The 26,511-nt window shown below is 41.9% G+C and carries 20 protein-coding genes; 8 read left to right on the top strand and 12 right to left on the bottom strand.

All coding sequences use genetic code 11. From position 1 onward, the window contains the following. Nucleotides 1-35: 35 nt before the first annotated feature. Nucleotides 36-3,008, top strand: a complete 2,973-nt coding sequence (locus WCY03_RS04935; protein WP_345993887.1) for an EAL domain-containing protein — start codon at nucleotides 36-38, stop codon at nucleotides 3,006-3,008. A gap of 2 nt (nucleotides 3,009-3,010) precedes the next feature. Here the strand turns inward: WCY03_RS04935 and WCY03_RS04930 are convergent, their stop codons facing one another. From WCY03_RS04930 to WCY03_RS04920, 3 genes are read right to left on the bottom strand one after another with little or no spacing between them, the layout of a single operon-like run. After that, the gene (locus WCY03_RS04930; RefSeq protein ID WP_345993886.1) at nucleotides 3,011-3,859 is read right to left on the bottom strand and encodes an HDOD domain-containing protein; all 849 of its coding nucleotides are present in this window, start codon (nucleotides 3,857-3,859) and stop codon (nucleotides 3,011-3,013) included. A 56-nt stretch (nucleotides 3,860-3,915) separates the two neighbouring features. Next, a complete protein-coding gene (locus WCY03_RS04925; protein WP_345993885.1) occupies nucleotides 3,916-4,320 on the bottom strand; it encodes an Rrf2 family transcriptional regulator in 405 nt (134 codons plus the stop codon). A 3-nt stretch (nucleotides 4,321-4,323) separates the two neighbouring features. After that, nucleotides 4,324-4,824, bottom strand: coding sequence for a DUF4395 domain-containing protein (locus WCY03_RS04920; RefSeq protein WP_345993884.1), 501 nt, complete (start codon nucleotides 4,822-4,824; stop codon nucleotides 4,324-4,326). Between the two features lie 207 nt (nucleotides 4,825-5,031). On the opposite strand from WCY03_RS04920, the gene WCY03_RS04915 reads away from it, so the two are divergent. Genes WCY03_RS04915 through WCY03_RS04900 form a run of 4 tightly spaced genes read left to right on the top strand, consistent with a single transcriptional unit; the run spans nucleotide 5,032 to nucleotide 10,497 of the window. Continuing rightward, nucleotides 5,032-6,399, top strand: coding sequence for a TolC family protein (locus tag WCY03_RS04915; protein WP_345993883.1), 1,368 nt, complete (start codon nucleotides 5,032-5,034; stop codon nucleotides 6,397-6,399). Beyond that, nucleotides 6,399-7,187 (top strand): efflux RND transporter periplasmic adaptor subunit, encoded by a 789-nt coding sequence (locus tag WCY03_RS04910; RefSeq protein ID WP_345993882.1) that lies wholly within the window; start codon nucleotides 6,399-6,401, stop codon nucleotides 7,185-7,187. The genes WCY03_RS04915 and WCY03_RS04910 overlap by 1 nt, the downstream gene beginning before the upstream one ends. A gap of 11 nt (nucleotides 7,188-7,198) precedes the next feature. Continuing rightward, complete coding sequence (locus WCY03_RS04905; RefSeq protein WP_345993881.1) at nucleotides 7,199-8,785, top strand: efflux RND transporter permease subunit; 1,587 nt, start codon at nucleotides 7,199-7,201, stop codon at nucleotides 8,783-8,785. Further along, on the top strand, nucleotides 8,785-10,497 hold the full coding sequence (locus WCY03_RS04900; protein WP_345993880.1) for an efflux RND transporter permease subunit: 1,713 nt from the start codon (nucleotides 8,785-8,787) through the stop codon (nucleotides 10,495-10,497). The genes WCY03_RS04905 and WCY03_RS04900 overlap by 1 nt, the downstream gene beginning before the upstream one ends. A 130-nt stretch (nucleotides 10,498-10,627) precedes the next feature. On the opposite strand, the gene WCY03_RS04895 is transcribed toward WCY03_RS04900, so the two are convergent. The 5 genes from WCY03_RS04895 to WCY03_RS04875 all read right to left on the bottom strand — a co-directional run bounded on the left by WCY03_RS04895 (nucleotide 10,628) and on the right by WCY03_RS04875 (nucleotide 15,642). Then, nucleotides 10,628-10,924: a hypothetical protein gene (locus WCY03_RS04895; protein ID WP_345993879.1), complete on the bottom strand. Its 297-nt coding sequence runs from the start codon at nucleotides 10,922-10,924 to the stop codon at nucleotides 10,628-10,630. Between the two features lie 82 nt (nucleotides 10,925-11,006). Beyond that, the gene (locus tag WCY03_RS04890; RefSeq protein WP_345993878.1) at nucleotides 11,007-11,783 is read right to left on the bottom strand and encodes a TOBE domain-containing protein; all 777 of its coding nucleotides are present in this window, start codon (nucleotides 11,781-11,783) and stop codon (nucleotides 11,007-11,009) included. Between the two features lie 136 nt (nucleotides 11,784-11,919). Beyond that, nucleotides 11,920-13,506, bottom strand: coding sequence for a phosphoglycerate dehydrogenase (gene serA, locus WCY03_RS04885; RefSeq protein ID WP_345993877.1), 1,587 nt, complete (start codon nucleotides 13,504-13,506; stop codon nucleotides 11,920-11,922). Next, nucleotides 13,488-13,985 (bottom strand): hypothetical protein, encoded by a 498-nt coding sequence (locus tag WCY03_RS04880; protein ID WP_345993876.1) that lies wholly within the window; start codon nucleotides 13,983-13,985, stop codon nucleotides 13,488-13,490. Before WCY03_RS04880 ends, serA begins: the two co-directional genes overlap by 19 nt. A gap of 1 nt (nucleotide 13,986) precedes the next feature. Further along, complete coding sequence (locus tag WCY03_RS04875; protein WP_345993875.1) at nucleotides 13,987-15,642, bottom strand: 30S ribosomal protein S1; 1,656 nt, start codon at nucleotides 15,640-15,642, stop codon at nucleotides 13,987-13,989. A 119-nt stretch (nucleotides 15,643-15,761) separates the two neighbouring features. Here WCY03_RS04875 and pgm point away from each other — a divergent pair, with 119 nt between their 5' ends. Genes pgm through WCY03_RS04860 form a run of 3 tightly spaced genes read left to right on the top strand, consistent with a single transcriptional unit; the run spans nucleotide 15,762 to nucleotide 20,886 of the window. Further along, nucleotides 15,762-17,363: a phosphoglucomutase (alpha-D-glucose-1,6-bisphosphate-dependent) gene (pgm, locus tag WCY03_RS04870; RefSeq protein WP_345993874.1), complete on the top strand. Its 1,602-nt coding sequence runs from the start codon at nucleotides 15,762-15,764 to the stop codon at nucleotides 17,361-17,363. A 38-nt stretch (nucleotides 17,364-17,401) separates the two neighbouring features. Continuing rightward, nucleotides 17,402-18,208 carry a hypothetical protein gene (locus WCY03_RS04865; RefSeq protein WP_345993873.1) on the top strand — a complete coding sequence of 269 codons (807 nt, stop codon included), beginning with the start codon at nucleotides 17,402-17,404 and terminating at the stop codon, nucleotides 18,206-18,208. Next, entirely contained in the window at nucleotides 18,205-20,886 is a 2,682-nt protein-coding gene (locus tag WCY03_RS04860) for a cation-transporting P-type ATPase (protein WP_345993872.1), read from the top strand. The genes WCY03_RS04865 and WCY03_RS04860 overlap by 4 nt, the downstream gene beginning before the upstream one ends. A gap of 2 nt (nucleotides 20,887-20,888) precedes the next feature. Here the strand turns inward: WCY03_RS04860 and glgB are convergent, their stop codons facing one another. Genes glgB through WCY03_RS04840 form a run of 4 tightly spaced genes read right to left on the bottom strand, consistent with a single transcriptional unit; the run spans nucleotide 20,889 to nucleotide 26,507 of the window. Continuing rightward, a complete protein-coding gene (gene glgB, locus WCY03_RS04855) occupies nucleotides 20,889-22,805 on the bottom strand; it encodes a 1,4-alpha-glucan branching protein GlgB (RefSeq protein WP_345993871.1) in 1,917 nt (638 codons plus the stop codon). Continuing rightward, on the bottom strand, nucleotides 22,802-24,283 hold the full coding sequence (gene glgA / locus WCY03_RS04850) for a glycogen synthase GlgA (protein WP_345993870.1): 1,482 nt from the start codon (nucleotides 24,281-24,283) through the stop codon (nucleotides 22,802-22,804). Before glgA ends, glgB begins: the two co-directional genes overlap by 4 nt. Next, entirely contained in the window at nucleotides 24,280-25,119 is an 840-nt protein-coding gene (locus WCY03_RS04845; RefSeq protein WP_345993869.1) for an ROK family protein, read from the bottom strand. The genes glgA and WCY03_RS04845 overlap by 4 nt, the downstream gene beginning before the upstream one ends. After that, the gene (locus tag WCY03_RS04840; RefSeq protein WP_345993868.1) at nucleotides 25,116-26,507 is read right to left on the bottom strand and encodes a glycogen/starch synthase; all 1,392 of its coding nucleotides are present in this window, start codon (nucleotides 26,505-26,507) and stop codon (nucleotides 25,116-25,118) included. Before WCY03_RS04840 ends, WCY03_RS04845 begins: the two co-directional genes overlap by 4 nt. Nucleotides 26,508-26,511: the final 4 nt, after the last annotated feature.

The following is a 26,511-nucleotide window of genomic DNA, read 5'->3' as shown; positions in this document are numbered from 1 at the left end:
ATATAAATTTGACTAATAACAACCGGGATCTGAATTTGAAAACTTACAACACATACTATACGACCCTGCATGATTTTGAACAGTTTTTGGATGTCAGAGACATTGAAGACGGCGAAAATCTGCTTATTCAGATATTTACGGCAAAAAACGACGAAAAAAGTATAGCCGCTCTTTTAGATGAGATCGTTTCACTGCTTCCAAGCGCATCCGTCATAGGAGCCACAACGGACGGAGAGATATGTAACGGTACGGTGAGTACGGAAAAAACCGTCGTCTCCTTAAGCGTCTTTGAAAAAACAAAACTCAAGACAGCACTTGTCGAAAACTGCGTCGACAGCGAAGATACGGGTAGAAAATTAGCCAAAGAGCTTATAGATCAAAACACTAAACTCCTTATAACTTTTTCAGAGGGAATAACCTGTAACGGCGAAGAGTACTTAAAAGGCATCTCGTCGGTAAGCAGCGAAGTGATCGTTGCAGGAGGAATGGCAGGAGATAACGCCAAATTTAAAACGACCTATGTTTTTACACAAAACGGCATCACGTCAAACGGTGCCGTCGGCGCCGCTCTTTCCAATCATGTGCTTCAAGTCCATACCGACTACAACTTTAACTGGCTTAGCATCGGCAAGAATATGACCGTAACAAAAGCCAAAAGGAACAGGGTTTACACCATCGACGGTATTCCTGCTTACGATATATATAAAAGATATCTGGGTAAAGAGACTGCCGACGAACTTCCCGTCTTGGGAGTAGAATACCCCATGATAGTTAAAAGAAACGGTATAAAAGTCGCAAGAGCCGTTTTAAGAAGACACAGGGACCGCTCTTTGTCTTTTGCGGGCAATCTCAACCGCGGAGATATCGTTACTTTCGGATACGGAGACGTTGAGAGCATACTAAACAACTCTATACTCTCCGAACACAACCTGCAAAACAAATCCATAGAATCCATCTTCATCTACTCCTGTATGGCTAGACGAAGATTCATGCCCGATTTCATTCAACAGGAGATAGAACCCTTAAACGAGATCACAGGATGCTCCGGTTTTTTTACGTACGGCGAATTTTTCAGCACAAAAAAAAGAAAAGAGCTCCTAAACCAGAGTATGACCATTCTAACGCTTAGCGAATCAAAAAATGTCAATATTAAAAAAACATTGCTTTCCAACAGAGAGATAAAGTTAAACACTTATCAAAAATCGATAAAGACCCTCTCTCACATACTCAATGTCACGACGAACGAACTGCATAAAAGAAACAAAAAGCTCGAAAAATTCTCAAAAGAGATACTTGCCAGAGAGGAATCTCTCAATCTTGCTCAAAAGATAGGACACTTCGGAAGCTGGGAAGTCGATCTTAAAACAGGAAATTCCATTCTCTCAAAAGAGAGTTACAGGATGTACAAGATCGACTTCAACGAGACGCATGCGACCATTAAAACATTTTTAAACAGAGTCGTCGAAGAGGATAAACCTCTGGCTTTAAAAACGCTCGAAGAGCTCAAAGACGGAACGATAAAGAGTATCGAGCTCAGGATAAGAAGAGCCGATGACATGATCATCCATGTACTTTTAAACGGCAAAATGATCTTTAGCGATAAAGGCGCACCCATCAAAATAGTCGGAACGACACTGGATATAACGGAGCTGGTCGATACAAAGAAAAAACTCGAAGAACAGACAAAACTTCTCAATTTTCAAGCTTATTACGACAGTCTTACCAAGCTTCCAAACCGTGCTTTGTTCAACGACAGACTCGAACAAACGATAGCCAACTCAAAACGCAACGATCAGATATTTGCACTTTTGTTTATAGATCTGGATAATTTTAAAGAGATAAACGACACTCTGGGGCATCACATAGGGGACAAGGTCTTGCAAATAGTCTCCAAACGTCTTTCGACCTGTGTGAGGATCGATGATTCACTTTCCCGTTTGGGCGGCGACGAATTTACCGTGATCATACATAATCTAAAGAATCCCGAAGCAGTGGCGGAAGTAGCGCAAAAGCTTTTAGATATGATAAAGTCAAAGATCACAGTGGACAATAACGAGCTTTATCTTTCAGCCAGTATCGGTATCAGCATCTTCCCTAAAGACGCCTCAAACAGCAGCGATCTCATTAAATTTTCCGACAGTGCGATGTATAAGGCAAAAGAGAAAGGAAAGAACAACTATCAGTTTTATTCGGCGGATATGACACAGATAGCATTTGAAAAGATTTTGATGCAGACCAGCCTCCATGTCGCGGTTAACAAAAAAGAGTTTGTTGTCTATTATCAGCCGCAGGTCGATACCAGGAATGAGTTCATAACGGGTGTCGAAGCTCTTGTGAGATGGGATCACCCGACAATGGGTATCATACCTCCTGACAAATTCATCCCTTTAGCCGAAGAGATCGGCTTTATCGTGTCTTTGGACAAATACGTCATAAGACAGGCTATGTCGGATTTTGCGGACTGGAACAAAAAAGGGCTCTCTCCCGGCATTCTCTCTCTCAATCTTTCCACAAAACTTCTCAACAGCGAACATTTCATAGACGATCTGAAATATATCATAAAAGAGACGGGATTTAATGTCAAACAGCTTGAGTTAGAGATCACCGAAAGCCAGATGATGCAAGATCCTCTTAGTTCCATACAGAAATTACAGACGTTAAGTGACATGGGCATAACGATAGCAATCGACGATTTTGGCACGGGATACTCCTCTTTGGCGTATCTCAAACGTCTGCCCGTCGATAAACTGAAGATAGATAAATCATTCGTAGACGATCTTCCAAACGATGAAGAGGACTGTGCTATTTCAAAAGCCATCATCGCACTTGCAAAAAGCCTGAACCTGAAGATCGTCGCAGAAGGTGTCGAGAGAAAAGAGCAAAAAGAGTTTTTACTTGAAAACGGATGCGATCTCATTCAAGGCTACTATTACTCCAAACCTCTTCCAAAAAAGGATGTGGAAGTTCTTTTCAAAGCGCCCTTTTTCTATAAAGCATATAGCCTGTAAATCTACGGTGTTATCTGTCTTTCGACCTTTAAGCGGTTTTGATCGGAAGCTTCAAGCATATCATCGATACAATCTTCTAAAAGCTCATGGTCATACCCTGCATCGCTGGCTTTTTTCAGACCAATATTTATGGACATCTCACTTAAAGGGTTGTTAACGGGAATTATCGTTTTTACTATATTTAATGCGGTAGAATACTCGGCAAGTTCCGGCGGCGCCAGATGAGGAAAGTCAGAATAGCGTATCATATCGACAAAATCCGTATCGAACTCCCAATGTTCAAAGATTGCAGCGGTAACGGTAGCCGTTGTTTCATCCACGTAAGATTTTTCGACCGTGGCTATATTGTGTGTCATCTCTATCTCCGACTTAAAGGTCATAACCTCGTCATGCTGTATGATATAGCTTGCGATAAGTATCTTTCCCGTTTCCTGCAGCAGCGATGCCAAAAAAAGCTTATCCGCTTTTTCCTTGTCTATTTTTTTATACCAGCTGTAGATAAGAGCTGCCTGCTTTGAAGAGACTTCCGCAAACTTTTCCGATGTCGTAGCGTATGGCTCCATATCTACATTTAAGAGTTTTCTGACGGAGTTGCTTAAAATAATGGAGCGTGTCATGCTCATACCAAACAAAGAAACTGCCTGAGAAACGCTTTTGATGTCCTTTTTAAAACTGTATAACGGCGAGTTTGCGGCTTTTAGCAGGTTTGCGATGATCATAGGGTCGTCTTCGATCACTTTGACCAAATCAGCAATAGAACTCTCGGGATCAAGGAATATCTTTTGTATCTGAGTAATGGTCTTTGGAAGCGGTGGAAGCGATTTTATACTTTCAAGTATAGAGATTTTCATCAAACTGCCTTACGTGTTTTTGTACTTATTATATAATAACTTAGTTTAGATCTCTCCTAAATCGAATATGAAAATGGCTGATATGACTGATCTATATCAGAAAGCTTTAAGGAAAAAAGCTCTTGAACCCTCTTTTGGATATCCAGCCAAAAAGATTCCAAAATGATACTTGAACCCACATTTTTGTCCATCTCGAAGATAGAGCCTTCAAGAGATTCTATGATTTCCAAAACCGTTATCTCGTAAGCCGGACGGGAAAGTTTATAGCCTCCGTTAGAGCCTCTTACACTTATGAGCAATCCTGCTTTTCTCAGCTGTGAAAGCAGCTGTTCGAGATAACTGTGAGAAAGAGATGTCATCGCCGCTATCTCTCTTACCTGCATGGTTCTGCCATTTATCGAATGAGAAAGTACATGCATGGCTGCCAAGCCGTACAAACCTTTTGAACTGACACCTATCATAGTTCACTCCATAAAATCGGGATATATCTTTTTGATCACAAAGTAGACCTTGCAACCGATGCAGTAGCCAAAAAACGTTTCCAGCAGACCGCATAGTAAAAAAACCGCCGTCGTAACAAAGAGCAGTATATCCAACCTTAAATGATACTCCGCTATGAGCAGCAGCATAAAAAACAACCCGAATCCCGCCGCCAATCTTTTAGCTCCGGCATCGGCCATATATGTTTTTAAAGAAAAAACTTTTTTTGTCGCAATAGACAATTGATAGATCAAGCTGTATTGTTTCAAAAAGTAAAGACGCATCAAAAAATCCATAGCTGCAAAATATATAAAAAAAATCTGTGATGTCGTCAAAAACAAAACAACGAATAATAAAATATAAACACTGCTTACTCTTGTAACAGTGGCATCAATCTGTTTAAAAATTATAGGACATGTACTTGTCATCATATTGCCTTTTAACGCTTTATTTGCGTAATAATAATCGTTTTTCAGACGATACACAAGTATTCCTAGTGAATTACTACGGATTAAAACGATAGAAACTTATTGCATAAATTATATTTATATGTGATTATTAGTAGATATAATATAGCGGATTGCGTCATTGTGTAAAATAGGAATTATTTTATCTTATTATCATAAACTATCTAATATAATTATAAGTATTATATGTTAAGATTATAACTATAAATTCCAGAAGGAGAATTGATGAAAAAAATTGTAGGCGTTTTATCTGCCGCAATGATTTTATATGCAAATGGTATCAATTATTCAGATTCACCGTCTCTAGAGCAAGCGATAGAAATGGTAAAATCAGATAATCTAGAGGTAAAGGCGGCGCGGTTTGACGAACAGATCGCAACTGAAGATGCAGATATTGCAAACAGCTATAATTACGGAAGCTTGAATTTCATGCAAGATGTAGCAAGAAGTAACGACGCAGGTAATGTTTTCGGATTCAAACTGACATCAAGAGAAGCAACGTTTGGAGATTTCGGTGCACAGGAGTTTATGACTAATTTTATGGCAGGACATCCTGATTATGTTACACCTCCTCATGATTTGAACTATCCCGAAGACAGAAGTTTCTTCCAGAGCAAACTCAAATATGAAGTGGCAATATTCACGGGCTTCAAGCTTTCGAGCTACCAAAATATCTCTGAAGCTATGAAAAAGATGAAAACGCTTGACAAAGACAAGCTTTTGAACGAAAAAATATATCAGATCAGAAAAAGCTACTATGATATGGCTCTTTTAAAATATACGGTAGAGAATTTAAATATAATTTTGAACAATATAAACACTTTAGAAGATATGACAAAGAACATGATAAAAGAGGGATATGCAAAAAATGTCGACCTTTTGGAAGTTCAAGCAAAAAAAGGCAACGTGACTCGTCTTGTCAATCAGATGACTTCAAACGAAAAACTTTTGTACCACTATCTGAGCTTTTTGCTAAATCGTGATATAACATCTATCAAAACCCCCGATCAGGACATTAAAATGCCTTCGATCAACAACGACGACATTATTGCAAACAACTTAGATATCAAAAGAGCGACGACCGGTCTGGAGATAAGAAAAAATATGGTCAGTGCGGAACAATCGGCTTATTATCCAACCATCGGAGCTTTTGCCGAAATGTCTACGGCTGATGATACTTTTTTAGGCGATGCTGACAAACATAAAGCTTACACAGTAGGTGCAAGACTTACATGGAACATATTTAACGGCGGAAAAGACTCTGCATCCGTGCAAAAAGCACGAATTGAAAGACTAAAAACTCAAACACAGGTCGAACTTGCAAAAAAAGGGATACTTCTTCAAGTTGCAAAGATCAAAACACAAATACAATCTTATGACGACGATATAGCTTCTTTAAAACAAGAGCTGAAACTTGCGGACCAGATATATAAAAACTATGAAGCAAGATACCGCGAGCAGCTTGCGTCTATGAGCGATGTGATCATAAAACAATCGCAGCAGATTGAAAAGATACTAAAACTACAAGAGGCGAGAAACAAAAGAAACGAGCGTATCTTTGCCTTAGAAAACATATCAAACGGAGATAGATAATGAAAAAAATTATAGCTATGGTGCTTCTTAGTTCAGCACTTTTTGCTGAGGCGATGACACTTTCGGGGAGTGTTATTTCAGATAATCAAAAAATGATTACAAGTCGTTTTATGGGGTTTGTTACACAGGTAAACGTGTCAGAAGGGGAAAAAGTAAAAAAAGGACAGCTGCTTTACACGATCGACTCAAAAGAGATCGATTCTGCACTTAATCAGGTCGAACTCGGTATATCTCAAGCGCAGTTGTCACTGCAGATGTACCAAAACCAATATGAGAACGTAAAACTGAACCTAGAGCGTCATAAACGCCTTTTGGAAAAAGACATGGTTTCAAAATACGATGTCGAGAATCTTGCTCTTGCGGCCAAAAACCTTAAAGATATGATATCTATCGCAACCAAACAGGTGGAACAGGCACAAGCACGCCTTGCAGAAGTTAAGAACCAGTATCAATACTTAAACATAAAAGCTCCTAACAACGGTGTCGTCATAGCCAAGAACATAAAGGTAGGTGAGATGGCGATGCCAGGTATGCCTGCAGTCGTACTTTCGGATCTTACAGACCTGAAAATATCCGTAGAGATAGCAGAAAGCGATCTGAAAAAGTTTCCTTACGGCAAAAGGGTAAAAGTAGAGATACCTTCGACGGGAATCGTCACAACGGGTAAAGTAACGGCTATCATACCTAATTCAAATCCTATGACACACTCATTTAAGATCAAAGTATCGTTTAAGAACAACAATGGTGTCGTATATCCCGGTATGTACGCGACCATTACTGCTGAGTAAGGGTAAAGATTATGAAACATCAACCATACGAACCTAAAGATGTAGCAGGTAAATTAGCCAAGACGTTCATACAGAACCCTCTTACTATGGTACTTGGCATATTTTTACTTGCACTGGGCTATATATCTTTGGAGATCATGCCCCGTGAAGAAAACCCGCAGATGGTCGTCAGCGGGTCGACGGTCATCGTTGCCCTTCCCGGTGCAACGGCGGCAGAAGTCGAACGTGTCATAGTGAAACCTCTGGAGAGAAAGCTCAAAGAGGTAAAAGGTGTCGAACATATTTACGGCACGGCTATGGATAACGTAGGGATCGTCAATGCGGCGTTTTTTATCGGAGAGAAAAAAGAGGATTCGAATCTAAAAGTCTACGACAAGATAATGCAAAACTCCGACATGTTTCCAAAAGGAGCTATGAACCCTATTATCAAGCCGCTCGATATCGATGTCGACATCCCTATCGTGTCCGTTGCGTTTTACAGCAATGACAAAAACATGACCGAAACCGACCTTTACGATAACGTAAAAAGTATCCAGCACTACATAAACGGTCTGCCGAACGTTGCCGTTACGGACTTAAAAGGCGGACATAAGCACCAGTTCAACATAGAAGTAGATATAAACAAACTCTCAGGATATAATCTGTCTTTGGGACAGATAACACAAGCTGTGCAGTCTTTAGCGTATAACGTGCCAAATATCAAGAACAGAACAAAAGACAACAAAATAGTGATATTCGGCGTGAAAAACGCTATTCAGAGCGTCGAAGATATCAACAATATAATCGTTGCGGAGTATATGGGTTCTCCTATATATCTCAAACAGGTGGCTACGGTAACAGACGGATACAACTACCAAAACTTCAAATCCGCACAGATCAGTATACGAAGTGCAGATCATAAGTTTAGCAAGCTTCAAAACCAGGTAACGCTTACGATATCCAAACTTCAAGGCACAAATGCCGTCGTGATAGCCGATGCGGTCAAAGAAGAATTGAGCAAATACAAAGATATGCTCTCTAAAAACGGTATAAACTACGTAATCACCAGAAATGACGGCGAACGCGCTAACGATGCGGTAAACGAACTTGTGATGCACTTGGTCGTCTCTATCATCATCATCGCTATCCTGCTCATCTTCGTACTTGGATGGAGAGAATCCCTTATCGTTACATTTACGGTTCCTGCGATCCTCGCCATCACGCTTTTTGTCGCATACTTAAGCGGACAGACGATCAACAGGATCACGCTCTTTGCCTTCCTGCTCAGTCTGGGGCTTTTGGTTGATGCGGCCATCATCGTTATCGAGAACATACACCGTCACTATCATTCGGCGGATTCTGCGCACAAAGACAAAGATGAACTGATGATAGAAGCGACCGACGAGATAGGCTCTCCGACAAACATTGCAACTCTGGCGATCATTATGACGATGATACCGATGGCTTTTGTCGGTCAGATGATGGGACAATTCATGAAACCTATTCCGGCAAACGTTCCCGTCGCACTTATAGCTTCACTTTTTGTAGCTTATATATTTACGCCTTATCTGGCAGTAAGAATTTTAAAAAGACCTAAGCATAATGAGGAGCACAAATAATGTTTGCGAAATTTGAACAGACTGTATTAAAAGGTATTCAAAGCAGTACGCAGAGAAAACTTATTATTCTTGGAACGATAGCAGCCCTTATCTTATCCGTTATGATGATACCTACGGAGATAGTTTTGGCGAAAATGCTGCCAGGGAAGAACAACGACACCTATAACGTCTATGTAAAACTGCCTCAGGGAAGCTCAATAGAGCAGACAAAAAAGGTCACGGACTGTGTCTCTTCTATAATTCAGCAAGAAAAGGAAGTAACGGATCTGGAAGTGTTCCTAGGAATGGGATCGCCTCTTGATTTTGCAGGGCTTATCAAAGGTTCACAGTTTAAAAACTCCGAAAACGTTGCGGAGATCGTAGTCAATCTGACAAAAAAACATGAAAGAGACGAGCCTTCGTATATGATGGTACAGCGCCTTCGTCCGGTTGTTTTAAAAAGCTGTCAGCCTATATCAAAAGAGAGCGATATCTCTTTTGTAGAACCGCCTGCGGGACCGCCTACCCTAGCAGCCGTCGTCGCGGAAATTTACGGAAACGATGCGCCCGGGATAAGAGATTTGGCAGGAAAAGTCGAAAAAATATTTAAAAAGACAAAAGGTCTGGTGGATGTCGATGTCATGGAAGACGCTATCTACGATACTTTCGACATAAAAATCAATCCTGAAAAAGCAGCCCGTTCGGGCGTCGGCATCAAACAGATAAACAATATCATGTACCTTGCGTTTGAAGGAATGGACATAGCGGTAAAGAACTCTCCGAAATACAACGACCAGATACCTATCTTTTTATCGCTCAGCGACGGTTCGAAAAGATTTACAAAAAAAGATCTCAACGCCGTTCAAGCCAAGCTTTCAAGTCTAAAGCTGATGAATAAGTTCGGTATGATGGTCCCTATCACGGAGATGGTTGACATCCAGCCTACGAAATCTCATCCGCTCATTATGAGTAAAGATCTGCACCAAATGACCAACGTAATGGCAGAAACGGACATGGTGTCTCAAGTCTATCCGCTTATGGATGCAAGAAACCAGATTTTAAAAGAACTCAGCGGTGAATACGACATAAGCAAAACGGGGCTTTTCGATCTTGAATTAAAAGACAAAAAAAGCGGTAAGATCTATGATTTGAAATGGGACGGAGAGATGAAAGTCACCCTCGATACTTTCAGAGACCTTGGAGGGGCGTTCATCGCGGCTCTTGTATTGATCTTCTTGCTGATGGTGGTCTATTATAAAAGTTATACTCTAAGCGGTATTATCCTGGTAGGAAGTTTCCTTTCTATCATAGGAGTCATCGTCGGTCACTGGATCATGGACGTGTTTACGACAGATACCTTCTTTTTAACGGCAACATCGCTTATCGGCTTTATCGCCCTTATCGGTATCAGTTCTCGTAACTCGCTGCTGCTTATAGACTTTACAAAATCATTGATGCATGACAAAGGTATGCATAAAGCAGAAGCTATCGCTTACGCGACCGCAACTCGTGCAAAACCGATCTTTTTGACTGCAACAGCTATCATTCTTGCTTCAACGCTTCTGGCGGGTGACGCGGTATTTGGAGGTCTGGGCGTTTCATTGATATTTGGAACCGTGGCAGCGGTGATTGCATCGCTTATCGTAGTTCCGATACTTCTGTTTAATGCTGATCTGGATAAACATTTCCATTTCCATGAGAAAAAAGCCGTATCCATTACGGATCCTCTATAATCATCTCGTACATGCATATATGCATGTGCGAAGCAATTAAAAGTACTTTTTCTTTTCAATGCAGAGCCGTGTCACTGCTAAAAATCGCTAGATGCTTTATCTTTAGATTTTTTACAATGACGTGATAATATCAATACTTCTTTACCGATTCTTCATTACCTATTTTACTATGTCGTGTATTTTTAATAGGCAGTATTGTTATCAAAAAAGGGGAAGAGATCTCATATAAAGAATCAGTATCTGCAAGATCATTGTCACTTATCTGCTTTGCATCGATATTTTGAGGCGTAAACGCCTCAGAAAATTCCGCATTTAACGAAATCTTCTGAAATGTTTTATTCTCTATCATTTCATTGTTTATCTCTTTTGACATAAAGACATCTTTTAAAAAATCTTCTATAAAAAATAGATTCTTTTGGTTCTTCATATAAAAGCCTTTTTCGTTATATCTTTTTGTATATAACGAATTGTAGATGAAATCTCCTTAATCTTTTCTTTAATATAAAGTATTACAATCCTACGATAATATTGTTATATGCGATACCGGCATACGCTTTTTTCCCTACGCTAAAGGAATCCATTTCATCTTTTTTCAAAAGCGTTATCAACAGCGTTTTTTCATTGATTCTTAGTGCAAGTTCCGAGTTTAGATCAGTACTCTCAAGAGATTCTACCGTTCCTTCCAGCAGATTTAGGTCTTTTGTCTCTTTAGGCGGAGCCGCATATATCTTGATATCGCTTGATTTTATGATCGCGTATATATCGCTGCCGACATGCAGGTTCATACTATTAGCCGATTTTGAAGTGATAGTCGACAATACTTCGCTTCCTCCCGACAAAGTTATGGTTATGAGAGAACTTAATTCATTTGAATCGATTTTTGATATCTTTGAAGGGATCTGATTTCTCGCACTTGTCGTGAGAAACGTTCTCTTAAGTATTTTGGATAAGAGTTCCGGGCTGTCTCCGGCTTCGCTGAAACGGTCGATAAACTGACGATGAAGCTCGTTTAGCCGATCGTATGTTTTTATAAGTTCATGTGCATAGGGTGTAAGTGTAGTGCCTCCCCCGCCCTTTCCTCCTATTTTTCTTTGAATGATAGGCTCGTCTGCCAGCTCGTTCATCCCGTTTATTCTTTCCCATGCCGCTTTATAGCTCATCTTCATCTCTTTTGCTGCGGCATTTATGGAACCTGTCTTTTCGATCATGTTCAAAAGTTCGATCCGTCCCGAACCTAAAAAGCTTCGTCCATCTTTTTTAAGCCAAAAACGACCGTCTATTTCCATTGTAAACTACCTTCGGTTTTAATTAATGCATTTTACAGTTTTTTTATATAAATTTAAAGGGAACAAAAAGGATAGGACCTCATTTGTTCTGAGGTCTTTTACAGAAGACAGGTTTCAAGAACCTGTCTGAAAAGGTTTATATCTTTGCGTAGCTTACACTAATGCAGGCATCAAGATTGCCAAGCTCTTTTAACACGATATCGCTAACGGCACTGTCAACAATGATCACGGCCAATGCTTCGGATTTAGAGTTTCTTCCCAGACGGAAATCCGAGATGTTCACGTTATGGCCGGCTAGTATCGTCCCTACGCTTCCGATCACTCCCGGTACATCCGTATTTTTAAAGAATATCATATTGCCTTTTAGCGCGACATCTACGGTAAAGCCGTCGATCTCTACCATACGCTGGATATTGTCGTCAAACATAGTGGCTCTGATCGTAGTTACCTGTTTATCGGTAGTAAGTTTAACCGTTATAAGGTTTTTATATACCGATGAATCCGCCAAAGATTCAGTCTCGACTTTGATCCCTTTTTCTTTCGCTACGAAATCGGCATTGACATAGTTGATCGTATCGCCGCTGTTTTCTGCCAAAGCACCTACCGTAACGAAAGTAGACAATGAATCGACAAACTCGGCAATGGCACCCTGCCCGCTCACCTTAATGGAGACAATCGGAGCACGGTTCTTTTGAGAAGCAAGGAAGCCCAGTTTTTGTCCCATCTCCATGTACGGTTTCACAAATGCAGGTATCTTGTTCTCATCGATCGGAAGGTTCAAAGCATTCGGATACGCCATCCCTTTTGCAGCCTGAATGGCCTGTTCTGCAGCCTGTGTACCGATGTTATATTGAGATTCGTATGTATTTGCACCCAAGTGAGGAGAAACTACGATATTGTCAAGGTCGAGCAGAGGATTGCTAGTAGCCGGTTCTTTGACAAAAACATCTATCCCTGCAAAACGGATCTTACCGGATGTCAAACCATTATACAGAGCTTCCTCGTTGTAAAGACCGCCGCGTGCACAGTTAACGAGAACTACGCCGTCTTTCATTTTGGCGATCTCTTTTTCATTAATGATATTTATCGTTTCGCTGTTTTTTGGAGTATGAATCGTAATGACGTCACAAGCAAGAATATCATCGAAGTTTTCGGTATAAACCATATCCAGATCAGTTACTTTAGACGGATGAATATACGGATCGTATGCTACGATATCCATCTCAAAGGCTTTCGCACGTTTTGCAACACGTGAACCGATATTACCAAAACCGATAATACCGAGTTTTTTGCCTTTAAGTTCATAGCCGTACCATTTTTCGCGTTTCCAGATACGTTGGTTTTTCAAATGATCGTGAGAATAAGGGAACATTCTCATACAAGAAAGCATATGCGCCATTGTAAGCTCGACCGCGGCTATCGTGTTTGCTGTAGGTACATTCATAACGATGATACCCTCTTTTGAACACCCTTCGATATCGACATTGTCCACACCGACACCCGCGCGAACGATCGCTTTCATGTTTTTTGCGGCTGCAATGAACTTCTCATCGACATCGGTAGAACTGCGCGTGATCGCGATATCTGCGTCTGAAAGCATATTTAAAAGTTCTGTTTTGTCGACATCTGCAGCAAAAATATAATTTATATTTTCATCATCCTGAAGCATTTTAAGTCCGGCTTCATGGATATGGTCGCAAACGATTACTGTACTTTTTTCCATTGTTTCTCCTCTTTATAAGGCAAAATTTTTGCATTTATATCATAAGTTTTTAAAGCTTTTACTAATGAATCCAACTTACTCTTTTCTTCAGAGTAAATAAGAAGTTTTGTATCCAAATGATCTTTTTTCAGATAATACCGCATTTTATATTGTTTCAATACTTCTTGCAAACAAAAAAACTGATAAGGGTCGGAGATAGATGCATTTAGCTGATAAATTTTTGTCAAAACTATCTGCTCGGAAAGATCCAAATCAACAAAAATCTCATTGACAGGATAGAAGAATCCGCCTTTTTCACTTTTAGAGAGATGGTTTAACCATAAAGGTTCGGACTTCTCGTCTTTTATTTTTGTATTTTTGATTTTTACATCTACTGCTTGCATATCTTCGGACGGATTTATATCTATCAAAAAGATAACGATAAAAATAGCGACTCCAATCGTTATAATCGGAGTCAGCCATTTAAAAGCACTTTGCATTTTATTGTAGTTGGTCTTTTATCAAATCACCTAAAGAGTGAGATTCGTTATCGTTGATCTCATTCATTAACTCTTGATTTTTAATATAGTCCAGTTTTTTTACCGATAAGCGGATACGGTCACGGCGGGTATCGATCGTAGCGATCGCCGCTTCGATATCCGAACCGATTTGTAGTTCTTCTTTAACTAGCGGTGCCAGATCTTCATCACGGATAAGCGCGTCGATCCCGTCTTCTAGCTGAACGAAGATGCCGAAATCTTTTATATCGCGGATCTTCCCATGTACGACCTGATTTACTTTATGAGTCGTAGCAAACTTGTCGATCGGGCTCTCTTGCAGAGCTTTAGAGTTCAAAGAGATTTTTTGCTCCTCTTTGTTGATCTTCGCTATTTTGACCTTTACTTCGTCGCCGACTTTTAGGAAATCTTTACATTTAACGTTCTTTTCCCAGCTAGCGTCTTGATTATGAAGAAGTCCTTCGACACCGCCGATACGGACAAAAGCGCCAAAATCGGTCAATGATGTAACAGTTCCGTCTACAATATCGCCTTCATGGAAGTTTTTAACGAACTCATCGAAAGGTTTCGGTAAAAGACGCTTAAGCGATACGCGCAGTTTATGTGTTTTAGGGTTTATCTCGATAACTTCGACATCTATCTCTTGACCGACGCTTAAGTAATCCGCAGGGTTTTTAACGTTTTTGTCCCAAGTGATCTCGGAAATATGCAGGAAACCTTCGATATCGTTACCAAGGTCGACAAATACGCCGTACGCTTCAACGTTGCTTACCGTTACGGTAATCGTATCGCCTTCATCCAATTCGTCTTCGACTTCCGCCCAAGGATCCGGTTGAACGGCTTTGATCGATAATGAGAGATGACGTTTGTCTTTGTCGTAAGATATAGCTTTAACGGTTACCACATCGCCTTCTTTATAAAGTTTAGACGGGTTCACAGGACCTTTATAAGAGATCTCGTTATAGTGTACAAGACCGTCGACACCGCCGACATCTACGAACATACCGTAGCTTGTAATCTTTTTGATTGTACCTTCGACAATGACGTCTTCTTGCATCAATGCATCGATGATCTCTTTTTTGCGTTTACGCTCTTCATTGAAGAGTTTGCGGCGCGAAACCACTATCGTGTTCTCGTCGTCGTCTATTTTAACGACCTGCGCTTTTATCTTACGCCCTACTACGTCTTCATTGTCTTTAAAAGCTGCCAATGAACGTGGCATAAAGAAAGAGACATCATCGGCTTCTACAATATAACCGCCGCGATTTTTCTTAGTAATAGTACCTTCTATGATCAGATCTTCGAAGTTCTCTTTGTTCGCTTGAATGAAATCCAGAGTTTTCTTTTGTTCAAGTACCTTCTTATAAGATATCTTTGGACGCTCATTATAATGACCCGTCACCATAACGGTGATCTTATCACCTACTTTGAACGCAAGTTCTCCGTTTTCATCACGCAGTTCATCTAAACTTAGAATACCCTCTAATTTGTCGCCTACGCCTACTAAAGCCCTGTTGTCTTCTGCTTGTATCTCTACGATTTCGCCTTCTGTTATACGATTTGACTCTTGCTCCTTCAGCGAAGCTTCAAACATCTCAGCAAAATTTTCCTCTTCTAATGGTTCGTTATCGATTGCCATACACATTTCCCTTGTTACATATAAAATTGTGTGATTATAACCAAAAAACTGTTACATATATATTAATTTCGCATTTATCTTGGCAAAATCAGAGTATAATTTAACAGGAGATAAAAAATATGCCGTTAAACGAGTTAGCAGGGAAAAAAGCGCCCGAAGAGATTTTAGTAAATATCGAGGAGCTGATCGATTCCTACTACAGTAAAAAACCGGATCTCTCCAAACAAGAGAATCTTGTCTCTTTCGGAACTTCGGGACACAGAGGAAGCTCTTTTAAGGGAAGCTTTAACGAAGACCATATTTTAGCCATCACACAGGCGGTTGCCGAGTACAGAAAAGAGCGCGTCAAAAAAGCTCTTTTCATAGGGATGGACACCCACGCACTCTCTACCTCCGCCCACAAAACCGCACTCGAAGTATTGGCGGCGAACGAAGTCAGCGTGTACTACACTTTAAAATATACGCCGACTCCAGTGATCTCAAATGCCATCCTCACCCATGAAGGTACCGACGGCATAGTTGTGACGCCCTCACACAATCCTCCCGAAGACGGAGGATTCAAGTATAACTCATCAAACGGAGGTCCCGCAGACGAAACAGCGACCTCTTGGATAGAAAACAGAGCTAACGAGATCCTGAAAAACGGGCTTAAAGATGTAAAAAGGCTTCCCTACGAAGAAGCTTTGCGATCCAAATACCTTACAGAGTACGATTTCGTCACTCCCTATGTAGAAGGTTTAAAAGAGGTGATCGACATGCAGGCGATCAAAGCTTCCGGCATATCTATGGGAGCCGATGCACTCGGCGGAAGCGGGATGGATTACTATAATGCGATCAAAAAGTTTTACGGTCTAAACATGACCGTGTTTAACGATACGCCGGATTTTACCTTCTCATTCATGCACTGCGACAAGGACGGCAAGATACGGATGGACTGTTCGAGCCCTTATGCGATGGCGGGGCTCATCGGGCTCAAAGACAGGTTCGACATAGCTTTTGGAAACGACACGGACTTCGACAGACACGGCATCGTCACAAAAAGCAAAGGGCTTTTAAATCCGAACCATTACCTTGCAGTTGCCATCGACTATCTGGCAAAACACAGAGATTTCAAAGGCTTCGGAGTAGGAAAAACTCTTGTGAGCAGTTCTATGATAGACAGAGTCTGTGCAGACAACGATATACAAGTTTACGAAACACCCGTCGGCTTCAAATGGTTTGTCCGTCCGATGATAGAAAAAAAGATATTTTTCGGCGGAGAAGAGAGTGCAGGAGCCAGTTTTTTAAGAAGAGACAAAGATGTCTGGAGTACGGACAAGGATGGTATCATCATGTCTCTTTTAAGTGCGGAAATACTGGCAAAAACAGGTATTGATCCGGGCCAATACTACGAAAACCTGACAAAAAAATTCGGTACTCCCGTCTATGCAAGAATAGACGCCCCTGCTGATTTCGAACAAAAAAAGATACTAAAAAATCTCTCGCCAAGCGATATCAAAACGACCGTTTTGGCAGGAGAGAAAATAGAAAAAATATTGACAAGCGCCGACAATGGGGCAAAAATAGGCGGGCTGAAAGTGGTTTCTAAAAACGGCTGGTTTGCCATAAGGCCCTCAGGTACGGAAGACGTATACAAGATATATGCGGAAAGTTTTATAGACGAATCCCACCTGAAAGAGATTCAAAAAGAGGCTCAGGAGATAGTAAACTCACTGTTTTGATCTTCTTGACACTGCCAAATTCAATATGAGGAGTTGCGATGAGAGTGATTAGTCTGATAAACGGGTCTATGATTTCTGAATCCTCATCCATATATGCCCTGCACTATGCAAAAGAGCTCGGCGCGGTATTTGAGCTGGTTCACATCAAGGGGCAGGATTCCTTGGACGAAGTCAGAAAAAGTGCCGAAGACCTAAGTGCGGCTGCCCTTGCGTCGGATGTCGAAAACGAATTTCTTATTTTTGAGAATTTCAATGAGTTTAGACACTACGTAGCTGAAAAAGATATCGATATTATCTTTTGTTCCACCAGACAAAACCACTCTATCTTCGACAGATCGTTTGCACAGGTGCTCATAAGAGCAAAAATGAAAACGGACCTGGCGGTGGTAAAGATAGTAAAACTTTCCATGCAAGGCAGTGTCGACAAACTTATCCTGCCGATACGAGATTTCAAGCTCTCCGTTAAAAAGTTCTCTTTTTTCACGACATTCGCACTTTCATACGACTCAAAAGCTGAAATATATTCGATAGACAAGGTTTCCAAAGGAAAAATGGCAACTATCGATACCCAAAAAGAAAAAAGCAGACTCAAAGAGATAATCTTTCATCTCAGACACTATTTCCGCCTCGCCAAGATGCTGGATTTTAAATTTTCCGTCAAACATGACTATGCCTTGACCGAAGGAGACAGAGTAAAAGCCCATATAGCCAATCACGGATACGATCTGGCGATAGTCGGCGGTCATCACGACAGAGGTTTTTTCGGGCAGCATCCCATAGACATATTGTTTAAAAAACCTATGCTCAATATCATATATTTTATTCCTTATAAGGATGAACAGTGAGAGCTTATGAGTTGTCCGAGCAAAGTCTCTTAAAAGAGTTCAGGACAACGAAAAACGGATTGAGCCTTCATGACGTGCAAAAAAGGCAGGCCGATTTCGGAAAGAACATAATCGAGAAAAAAGAGAAAAAGAACTATATCAAAGAGTATTTCAAACAGTATATAGAGTTTTTTCCCATTCTGCTTGAGATCGCCGGAATCTTGGCGTTTATAGCCGAATATTACCAGCCGAACCAAGGAAACGACGTCTTGGGATATGCCATCTTCGGCGCCGTCGTCATCAATGCGACTTTTACGTTTTGGCAGAACTTTAAAGCCGACAAAGCGATGGACGCCCTTTTAAAACTTATGCCTACCATCATAAAAGTAAAACGCGAGAGCAAAATCATAGAGATTGAAGCAAGCGAACTCGTACCCGGAGACATCATCGTCCTCGAAGAGGGAGACAAGATAGCAGCCGATGGCGTCTTGCTTGAAGCAAACGAGCTTTATATCAACACCTCTTCGCTTGACGGAGAATCTAAACCGAGCAAAAGAGAGCTTACAAGCAAGGGTGCAAAACGCGAGATAGATGCAAAAAACATGGTTTATGCGGGAACAAGCGTCGTAAACGGCAGCGGTGAAGCCGTCGTCGTGGCTACAAGTATGGCAACGGAGTTCGGAAAGATAGCCACCCTTACCGGCAATATAGAAAAAGGGCTGACTCCTCTTGAAAAAGAGGTGATAAACATGACCAAGATCTTGACCGTACTTGCCCTGCTTGCGGGCGTCGTGTTTTTTCTGCTGGGCTACTTTTCCGGCAAAGGGATGCTTATCGCCGCTATCTTCGCGCTCTCTTTGATCGTCGCCAACGTCCCCGAAGGATTACTTCCAACCATAACCCTTTCATTGTCCCTCGCTTCTCAAAGAATGGCAAAGAAAAACGCGCTTATCAAGAACCTCGCCTCAGTTCAGACTCTTGGAAGCGTGACCACGATATGTACCGATAAGACGGGAACTTTGACAAAGAACGAGATGACTTTAAAAGAGATATATCTTACAAGCGGCGAAAAGATATCCGTCAGCGGGAATGGATATGAGACTAAAGGAGACTTTACGCTAAAGAACAAAAACGAAAATTCGGATAAGCATCTCAAAACGGTTTTATATGCGGGACTGTTTAACTCAAGGGCAAGCATCGATGACGATAAAATAGTGGGCGATCCGACCGAACTAGCCATAATCGCCGCTGCCAAAAAATATAATATACAAAACGATTTTGAAAAAATAAAAGAGAATCCTTTCAGCAGTGAAAGAAAGATGATGTCGACATTTGGAAAAATAGACGGCAAAGAGGTACTTTTTGTCAAAGGAGCACCCGAAATCATCTTTACAAAAACGACACACTATCAAGACAAAGACGAGATAAAAAAGTTTGACAAAGATGCCACGGACAAACTGCAAAAAGAGCTTGAAGATTTCCAAAACAGAGCATACAGAGTCTTAGCGATCGCCCTAAACGACAAAGACGATGAAGAGGGCCTTACTCTGCTGGGGCTTGTCGCTATCATGGACATCGCAAGATCCGAAGTCAAAGATGCACTGCAAAAATGCTACACGGCAGGTATAAGAACCATAATGATCACTGGTGACAATGCCAATACCGCCGCAGCCATCGGCAGACAGATAGGATTAAGATACGACGGAGTCCTCACAGGCGATGAAGTCGCACAAATGAGCGGCGAAGAGCTGCAAAAGATGCTAGAAGACAAGACATACGTCTTTGCCAGAATGGCAAGCAATCAAAAGCTCAAGATCGCCGATGCTCTGCAAAAAAACGGCGAAGTCGTGGCGATGACAGGAGACGGCGTGAATGATTCTCCCTCTTTGAAAAAAGCGGATATCGGCATCGCGATGGGAAGCGGAACGGACGTGGCAAAAGAATCAAGCGATATGATACTGCTCGACGACAATTTCAACTCCATCGTCTCTGCCATCGAAGAGGGAAGAACTGTCTATTTCAATATCAAAAAATTCGTAACATATATCCTTTCATCCAATGTTCCCGAGATCGTACCCTATATCCTCTCTTTCTTTTTAAAGATACCAAATCCACTTTCTGTCATCCAGATACTCTCTATCGATCTCGGTTCAGATATGCTTCCGGGACTTGCCCTTGGAAGTGAAAAACCGGAAAAAAACATCATGAAAAGACCGCCTGTTGGAAAAGATGAAAAGATACTTGATTGGGAAGTGTTTAAGCGCGGTTATTTTTTTATCGGGATCATCGAAGCGAGTGCGGCGATGTTCGCATTCGCAAGCTTTCTTTTTTCTCACGGCTGGCAGTACGGAGATGTAAACCTCAATAACCCACTCTTTCATGCACAGGCAATGACAATGACACTTTTGGGGGCTGTAACAAGCCAGCTCGCCAATGTCTGGACGATGCGAAGCTGGGATTTTAATATCTGGACGATAAGCTGGAAGTCGAACAAAACGCTTTTATTTGCCTGGGGAGCGGTACTTACATGGATATATATGCTTCTAAACGTAGCAGCGGTTCAAAAAGTTTTCAATACCGCCCACGTACCCGTAAAAGATCTGTGGATACTGCTTCCTTTTCCTCTTTTGATCCTAGTCTCGCATGAAACCTATAAATACCTGAGATTAAAAAAGATGCGCTACGCAGAGATCGGCTGAGACTATCTTACTCTTTGCAGATAAACGACACTCAGCGGAGCAAGTGTCAAAACAAGACTATGTTTTCTTCCGTGATGCTCTTTGGCTTCCGATCTTATAGGTTCTTCTCTCGTTTTTGAACACCCCCCGAAAGACTCATGATCGGAGTTGAATATCTCTTTGTACTCCCCCTCTTTTGGAACTCCGATACGGTAATCATTATGCATCGTGTCCGAAAAATTACAAACGGCTATGACGGGCTTCACCCCTCTGCCGCCGATGCGAATAAAAGCGATAACATTTGCCCTGTAATCATTTTCGTCTATCCAGGAAAAGCCGTTTTTTTCCACGTCGTTTTTATGCAGAGCAGGCAGTTTTGCATAAAGTTTATTGAGTGTTATGAGAAGATCGCGTATCCCTTTATGTGCTTTATGCTCCAAAAGATGCCAGTCAAGGCTCTGCTCGAAATTCCACTCCGCAAACTGCGCGAACTCTGCACCCATAAACAAAAGTTTTTTGCCAGGATGGGCGAACATCAACGAATAAAGCGCTCTTAAATTCGCGAATTTTTTCTCATAACCTCCCGGCATCTTGTTGATCAGAGAGCCTTTCATATGTACGACCTCGTCATGACTTAAAGGAAGCAGATAGTTCTCGTTGTACATATAAACGAAACTAAAGGTCAGGTTTTGATGATGATGCTGCCTGAAAAGCGGATTGATCTTCATATATTTCAAGATATCGTGCATCCAGCCCATGTTCCACTTGTATCCGAATCCAAGCCCTCCTACATCCACTGGTCTGGTGACCATCGAGTAGTTCGTGGATTCTTCGGCAAACATCATGATATCGCCAAACTCTCCGTAAGCAGCCGTATTGAGCTGTTTTAAAAATTTGACGGCTCCGCGGTTTATATTGCTCCCGTCCTCGTTTGGCACCCATTCGCCCTCACATCTGGCATAATCCAGATAGAGCATGGAAGCCACGGCGTCTACTCTGATACCGTCAATATGGTACATCTCCAGCCAAAAAAGAGCCGAACTGATCAAAAATGCGCGTACCTCGTTTCTGTCATAGTTGAAAACGGCGCTGCCCCATTCGGGGTGAAACCCTTTTCTCGGATCTTCATGCTCATAAAGACAGGTGCCGTCGAAGTTTATAAGACCATGCCCGTCCGTTACAAAATGCGAAGGAACCCAGTCCAAAATCACGCCGATGCCGCTGCCGTGCATGATATCGACAAAGTTCATAAACTCCTGCGGATTCCCGTAGCGGGACGTCGGAGCAAAGTATCCCGTGACCTGATAGCCCCAAGAGCCTTCAAAGGGATACTCCGTGATGGGAAGAAGCTCGACATGCGTAAAGTTCATCTCTTTTAGATATGTCGCCAGCTCTTTTGCCGCTTCCGTGTAGGTTAAAAAACGGTTCTCCGCTTCGACCTTCCTTTTCCATGAACCAAGGTGGACCTCATAGATCGAGACAGGAGCCTTGTGGGAATTTTTTTTCGCACGCGACCTCATCCATTTTTTATCCCTCCAGCCGTAATCTTCCAGACTCCATATCTTTGAAGCAGAGTTTGGCGCCACTTCGGCATAAAATGCATACGGGTCCGCTTTTTGTGCCGTGCCTTGGTCAGAAGAGATATGATACTTGTAGGTCATCTCCTGTTTTACTTCCGTTATAAACCCTTCCCATATCCCCGATCCGTCATCGCGAAGCTTTAAAGGATGAGCAGAGGCATCATATCCGTTGAAATCACCTATAACAAAAACGCTGCGGGCATTTGGAGCCCACAGCGCGAAATACACTCCACGGCTTTTTTTTCTCTGCATAAAATGCGAACCCAGATGTTTGTAGAGCCTTGAGTGCGTACCCTCTTTAAAAAGATAGATGTCATAGTCGCTAAAGAGCGTTACATCGTAAAATATCTCGTGCTTCATAGGTTCGGCTTTAAAGTGTGTTTTTTCTCTAGGACATATCGGTATACAGCTTCGTATCTCTTTGCCGAATCATCCCAGCTGAAATGCTCTTTCATCGCACGCTCCTGCATATCTTTAAACGCACTTTTGTCCTTACGGTATATCTCTACCGCCCATAACACTGTGTAGTAAAGCGCTTCCGCAGAAGCATCGTAAAACTTGAACCCGTTGCCGTTTTTATGATGTTCGTCGAAGTTGGTTATCGTATCGTCAAGTCCGCCCGTCGCACGGACGATCGGCAGTGTTCCGTAACGCAGACCGTATATCTGGTTGAGCCCGCACGGTTCAAAGAGCGAAGGCATCAAAAACATATCACATCCCGCTTCTATCTTGTGGGCAAGAACGTCGCTGTATCCCACATGCAAGCCGAAATTTTGCCTGTGAAACGCCACATCGTCAAAAAAACTCACAGCCCATCTTTCCCCTGTTCCAAGCATCACGATCTGTACATCGAGATCCAACAGACCGTTTATCACCGTACTGATAAGCCCTATCCCCTTTTGCTCCACAAAACGCCCAATAAAACCGATAAGCGGTACGTCCTCTCGCAGTTCAAGCCCGAAATGTCTTTGAATGTCCCTTTTACACTCCGATTTTCCGCTCATATCGCCGATATCATATTTTTTGGCGATGGCATTGTCAAGGGAGGGGTTCCACTCACTGTAATCGACGCCATTAAGTATGCCAAAAAGCTTGCCCGAATGCGCCCTTATATGATCCTGCAATCCAAAACCGAACTCCGGCGTCTGTATCTCCTTGGCATATTGTTTAGATACCGTAGTGAGGGCATCGGCATGCATGATACCGCCTTTAAGGAGATTTGCACTGTTGAGGCTCTCGAACTCATGGGCATTGAAATGCTCCCAGCCGACCTCCAAAATATCCATGACGTTTTTATGAAATATTCCCTGATGCGCAAGATTATGGATAGTGAGTACCGATTTTGCAAAAGCGAAATCATGCACAAAGCGGGTTTTCATCATAAGCGTCATAGCCGCGGTATGCCAATCGTTGGCATGAACGATGTCGGGAGCAAACTGCAGCATCTTGCTGAGCTGCAGGGTCGCTTTGGAGAAAAATATAAAACGGTTGGCATTGTCTTCATAAGAGCCTTCATGGTCGTCATAAAGCCCGCTTCTGCCGAAATATTTCTCATAGTCTATAAAATATACGGGTACTTCGCTTTGCGCCAAAGAAGTCGTATAAACGCCCGCCCAAAGCTCTCCCATGGAACCCATGGGAACGCCTAAAGGAGCCTCCAGCTTTTTCAAACTGTTTTTATCGATCTGGTAATATCTGGGCATCACGACTATGATGTCGTGTCCGAGTTTTTTTATCGCTTTTGGAAGAGCACCGGCCACATCGGCGAGTCCGCCCGTCTTTGCAAATCCTGCCACTTCCGAAGCAGCAAACAGAATCTTCAATCTCTTTTTGCTCATCTGACATCCTTTAGTAATAGTGCGCCTTGTAAGGAAGCGTCTTGCATCTGCGTCGTTACTATTTTAACATCTTCAAGGGCTATGGGCATAGCAAAATCTTTGATCCTGGAAGTTATTATCTGCAAAATGTCCTCGTTCGCTCTAACGATACCGCCGCCAAGAACCAGTATCTCGGGATTAAAAAGGGTTATGACCGTACCCGCAGCATAAAGCAAAGCCGTTATAAAATCATCATAGATATTTTTTGCCTTTACATCTTTGCTCTTTTTTAATTCTTCCAGATTTAAAGCGCTTTCGACGAGATTATGCTCCTTGTGTTTCAGAAGACCGGATCCCGAAGCAAAAAGTTCCAGACAGTTACTTTTTCCACACCCGCACAAAAAGGGAGTCTCTTTATAGGGAATATGTCCTATCTCCGTCGCCATGCCGGCATGTCCGCGAATCAGTCTGCCTGCGCTGATGACTCCAAGACCCAGTCCCGTTCCTACGTATAAAGCGCATATCTCTTTACTCTGAAAATGTGCAGCTTCCGCCATTACTGCACAGTCAAGATCGTTTTCAATGAAGAGTTTTAAATCATATTTCGTCTCGAAATAGTTTTTTATGTCATGATTGTCTATTTTGATGTTTGGAGCCGAAAGGATTACCCCGTTTTTCACCTGCCCTGCATAAGCGATACAGATGTTTTTTATGCCGTGATGTTTTTTTAATATCTCTTCTATCCACTCTAAAAGACCGATCTTCACGCTTTTTACAAACAATGTTTCCATAAGAGTATCGTTCTCTAGTATCCTAGCACGATAATAGGTTCCTCCCGCATCTATGCTCAAATTCATGCCAGACTCTTATACAGCCTCAGATATTCCAGCGCGCTCGGTCTGAAAGAAAAATCGCACCCCATATTGAACTCGATCGTCGCTTTGAATTTTTTAGCCTCTTTTTTGAGTTTTAAAGCTCTCTCAACGGCAGAGAGAAACTCTTTTTTATTCTGTTTTTTAAAGACTATCCCTTCACCGCAAGCTTTTTTATCTTCATGGACGCTGTCTTTGAGTCCTCCCACCGCATGCACTATCGGGATCGTGCCGTAACGCATGGCGATCATCTGGTTCAATCCGCAGGGTTCGAACTTTGAGGGCATCAGTAAAAAATCCGCTGCAGCATAGATCCTGTGTGAAAGCTCTTCATCATACCCTTCGAAAAATTCAAAGTTATCATGCTCGTTTGAAAACCGCGCCAGCTTTTTGGAAAACTCGGCACTGCCTTCTCCAAGCAAAAACAGATTTATTTTTTTCTCAAGCAGCATCTTTATGGAATCTATCAGCAGGTCTATCCCTTTTTGTTCCACTAATCTAGCGATCATGACAAAAAGCGGCCGCCTCGGGTCTTTTAGCTTGGATCTTTTTATGAAGTCCGCTTTGTTCTTATACTTGTTATCAAGTGTTTTTTCATCATACGTAAAAGGGAGTATCGCATCCTTTGCAGGATCGAAAACAGTATCGTTTATCCCGTTTAAAACACCTGTCAGTTTCTTTTTATGATGCGCTAAAAAACCTTCCAGTCCGCATCCGAACTCTTTTGTCAATATCTCTTTGGCATAACTGGGACTAACCGTAGTTATACGGTCGCTATAGGCTATTGCAGCTTTTAAAAAGTTTACTTTTTCATAAAATTCAAGACCGTCCATCGTAAAATATTTCTTGTCTATACCGAGCCTCTCAAGCGAGTTTTTTCCGAAAATCCCCTGATACGCAAGATTATGGATCGTAAATACCGTCTTGATCTTCATCTTGCGTTCATGAATAAAAAGTGCGCACAAAGCCGTATGCCAGTCGTTAAGATGCAAGATAGCAATATTTAACATCGATGCAAGTTCGACGAGGGCCATGCAAAATATTCCAAAACGCAGATCGTTGTTCGCATAGTCGCCGTCTTTATCGCAGTAAAGGTTTTTAGTAGCACTGAGCAGCGGCGCTTCTATGAAATATGTCCTCATAGAACCGCTTTGTTTCGTATAGAGGTTTATCTTATAGTCGATCCCTCCAAGAGATATCTTATACGATTTTTCATAATCAAATCCGTCTTTGTCCATAAATCCGTATAAGGGCATGACTCTGGAGATTTCGACATACTCTTGCAGGATATGCGGAAGCGCATCGGCGACATCGGCAAGCCCGCCGCTTTTTGCATAGGGAAATATTTCACTCGAAGCGAAAAGAACTTTCATGATA

The sequence above is a fragment of the Sulfurimonas sp. HSL-1716 genome (assembly GCF_039645975.1).
GTDB classification, from domain to species: Bacteria; Campylobacterota; Campylobacteria; order Campylobacterales; family Sulfurimonadaceae; genus Hydrocurvibacter; species Hydrocurvibacter sulfurireducens.
Note: the sequence above shows the minus strand (reverse complement) of the source record. Positions and strands in the feature narration are given on the sequence as shown.

Excerpts from the sequence above, each read along its gene's own strand:
- WCY03_RS04840 (WP_345993868.1), bottom strand. The coding sequence starts at position 26,507 with ATGAAAGTTCTTTTCGCTTCGAGTGAAATATTTCCCTATGCAAAAAGC.
- WCY03_RS04925 (WP_345993885.1), bottom strand. The coding sequence starts at position 4,320 with ATGATAGGTGTCAGTTCAAAAGGTTTGTACGGCTTGGCAGCCATGCAT.
- pgm (WP_345993874.1), top strand. The coding sequence starts at position 15,762 with ATGCCGTTAAACGAGTTAGCAGGGAAAAAAGCGCCCGAAGAGATTTTA.
- WCY03_RS04915 (WP_345993883.1), top strand. The coding sequence starts at position 5,032 with ATGAAAAAAATTGTAGGCGTTTTATCTGCCGCAATGATTTTATATGCA.
- WCY03_RS04865 (WP_345993873.1), top strand. The coding sequence starts at position 17,402 with ATGAGAGTGATTAGTCTGATAAACGGGTCTATGATTTCTGAATCCTCA.
- WCY03_RS04890 (WP_345993878.1), bottom strand. The coding sequence starts at position 11,783 with ATGGAAATAGACGGTCGTTTTTGGCTTAAAAAAGATGGACGAAGCTTT.
- WCY03_RS04895 (WP_345993879.1), bottom strand. The coding sequence starts at position 10,924 with ATGAAGAACCAAAAGAATCTATTTTTTATAGAAGATTTTTTAAAAGAT.
- glgB (WP_345993871.1), bottom strand. The coding sequence starts at position 22,805 with ATGAAGCACGAGATATTTTACGATGTAACGCTCTTTAGCGACTATGAC.
- WCY03_RS04905 (WP_345993881.1), top strand. The coding sequence starts at position 7,199 with ATGAAACATCAACCATACGAACCTAAAGATGTAGCAGGTAAATTAGCC.
- serA (WP_345993877.1), bottom strand. The coding sequence starts at position 13,506 with ATGGAAAAAAGTACAGTAATCGTTTGCGACCATATCCATGAAGCCGGA.
- WCY03_RS04845 (WP_345993869.1), bottom strand. The coding sequence starts at position 25,119 with ATGAATTTGAGCATAGATGCGGGAGGAACCTATTATCGTGCTAGGATA.
- WCY03_RS04930 (WP_345993886.1), bottom strand. The coding sequence starts at position 3,859 with ATGAAAATCTCTATACTTGAAAGTATAAAATCGCTTCCACCGCTTCCA.
- WCY03_RS04880 (WP_345993876.1), bottom strand. The coding sequence starts at position 13,985 with ATGCAAAGTGCTTTTAAATGGCTGACTCCGATTATAACGATTGGAGTC.
- WCY03_RS04910 (WP_345993882.1), top strand. The coding sequence starts at position 6,399 with ATGAAAAAAATTATAGCTATGGTGCTTCTTAGTTCAGCACTTTTTGCT.
- glgA (WP_345993870.1), bottom strand. The coding sequence starts at position 24,283 with ATGAGCAAAAAGAGATTGAAGATTCTGTTTGCTGCTTCGGAAGTGGCA.
- WCY03_RS04875 (WP_345993875.1), bottom strand. The coding sequence starts at position 15,642 with ATGGCAATCGATAACGAACCATTAGAAGAGGAAAATTTTGCTGAGATG.
- WCY03_RS04900 (WP_345993880.1), top strand. The coding sequence starts at position 8,785 with ATGTTTGCGAAATTTGAACAGACTGTATTAAAAGGTATTCAAAGCAGT.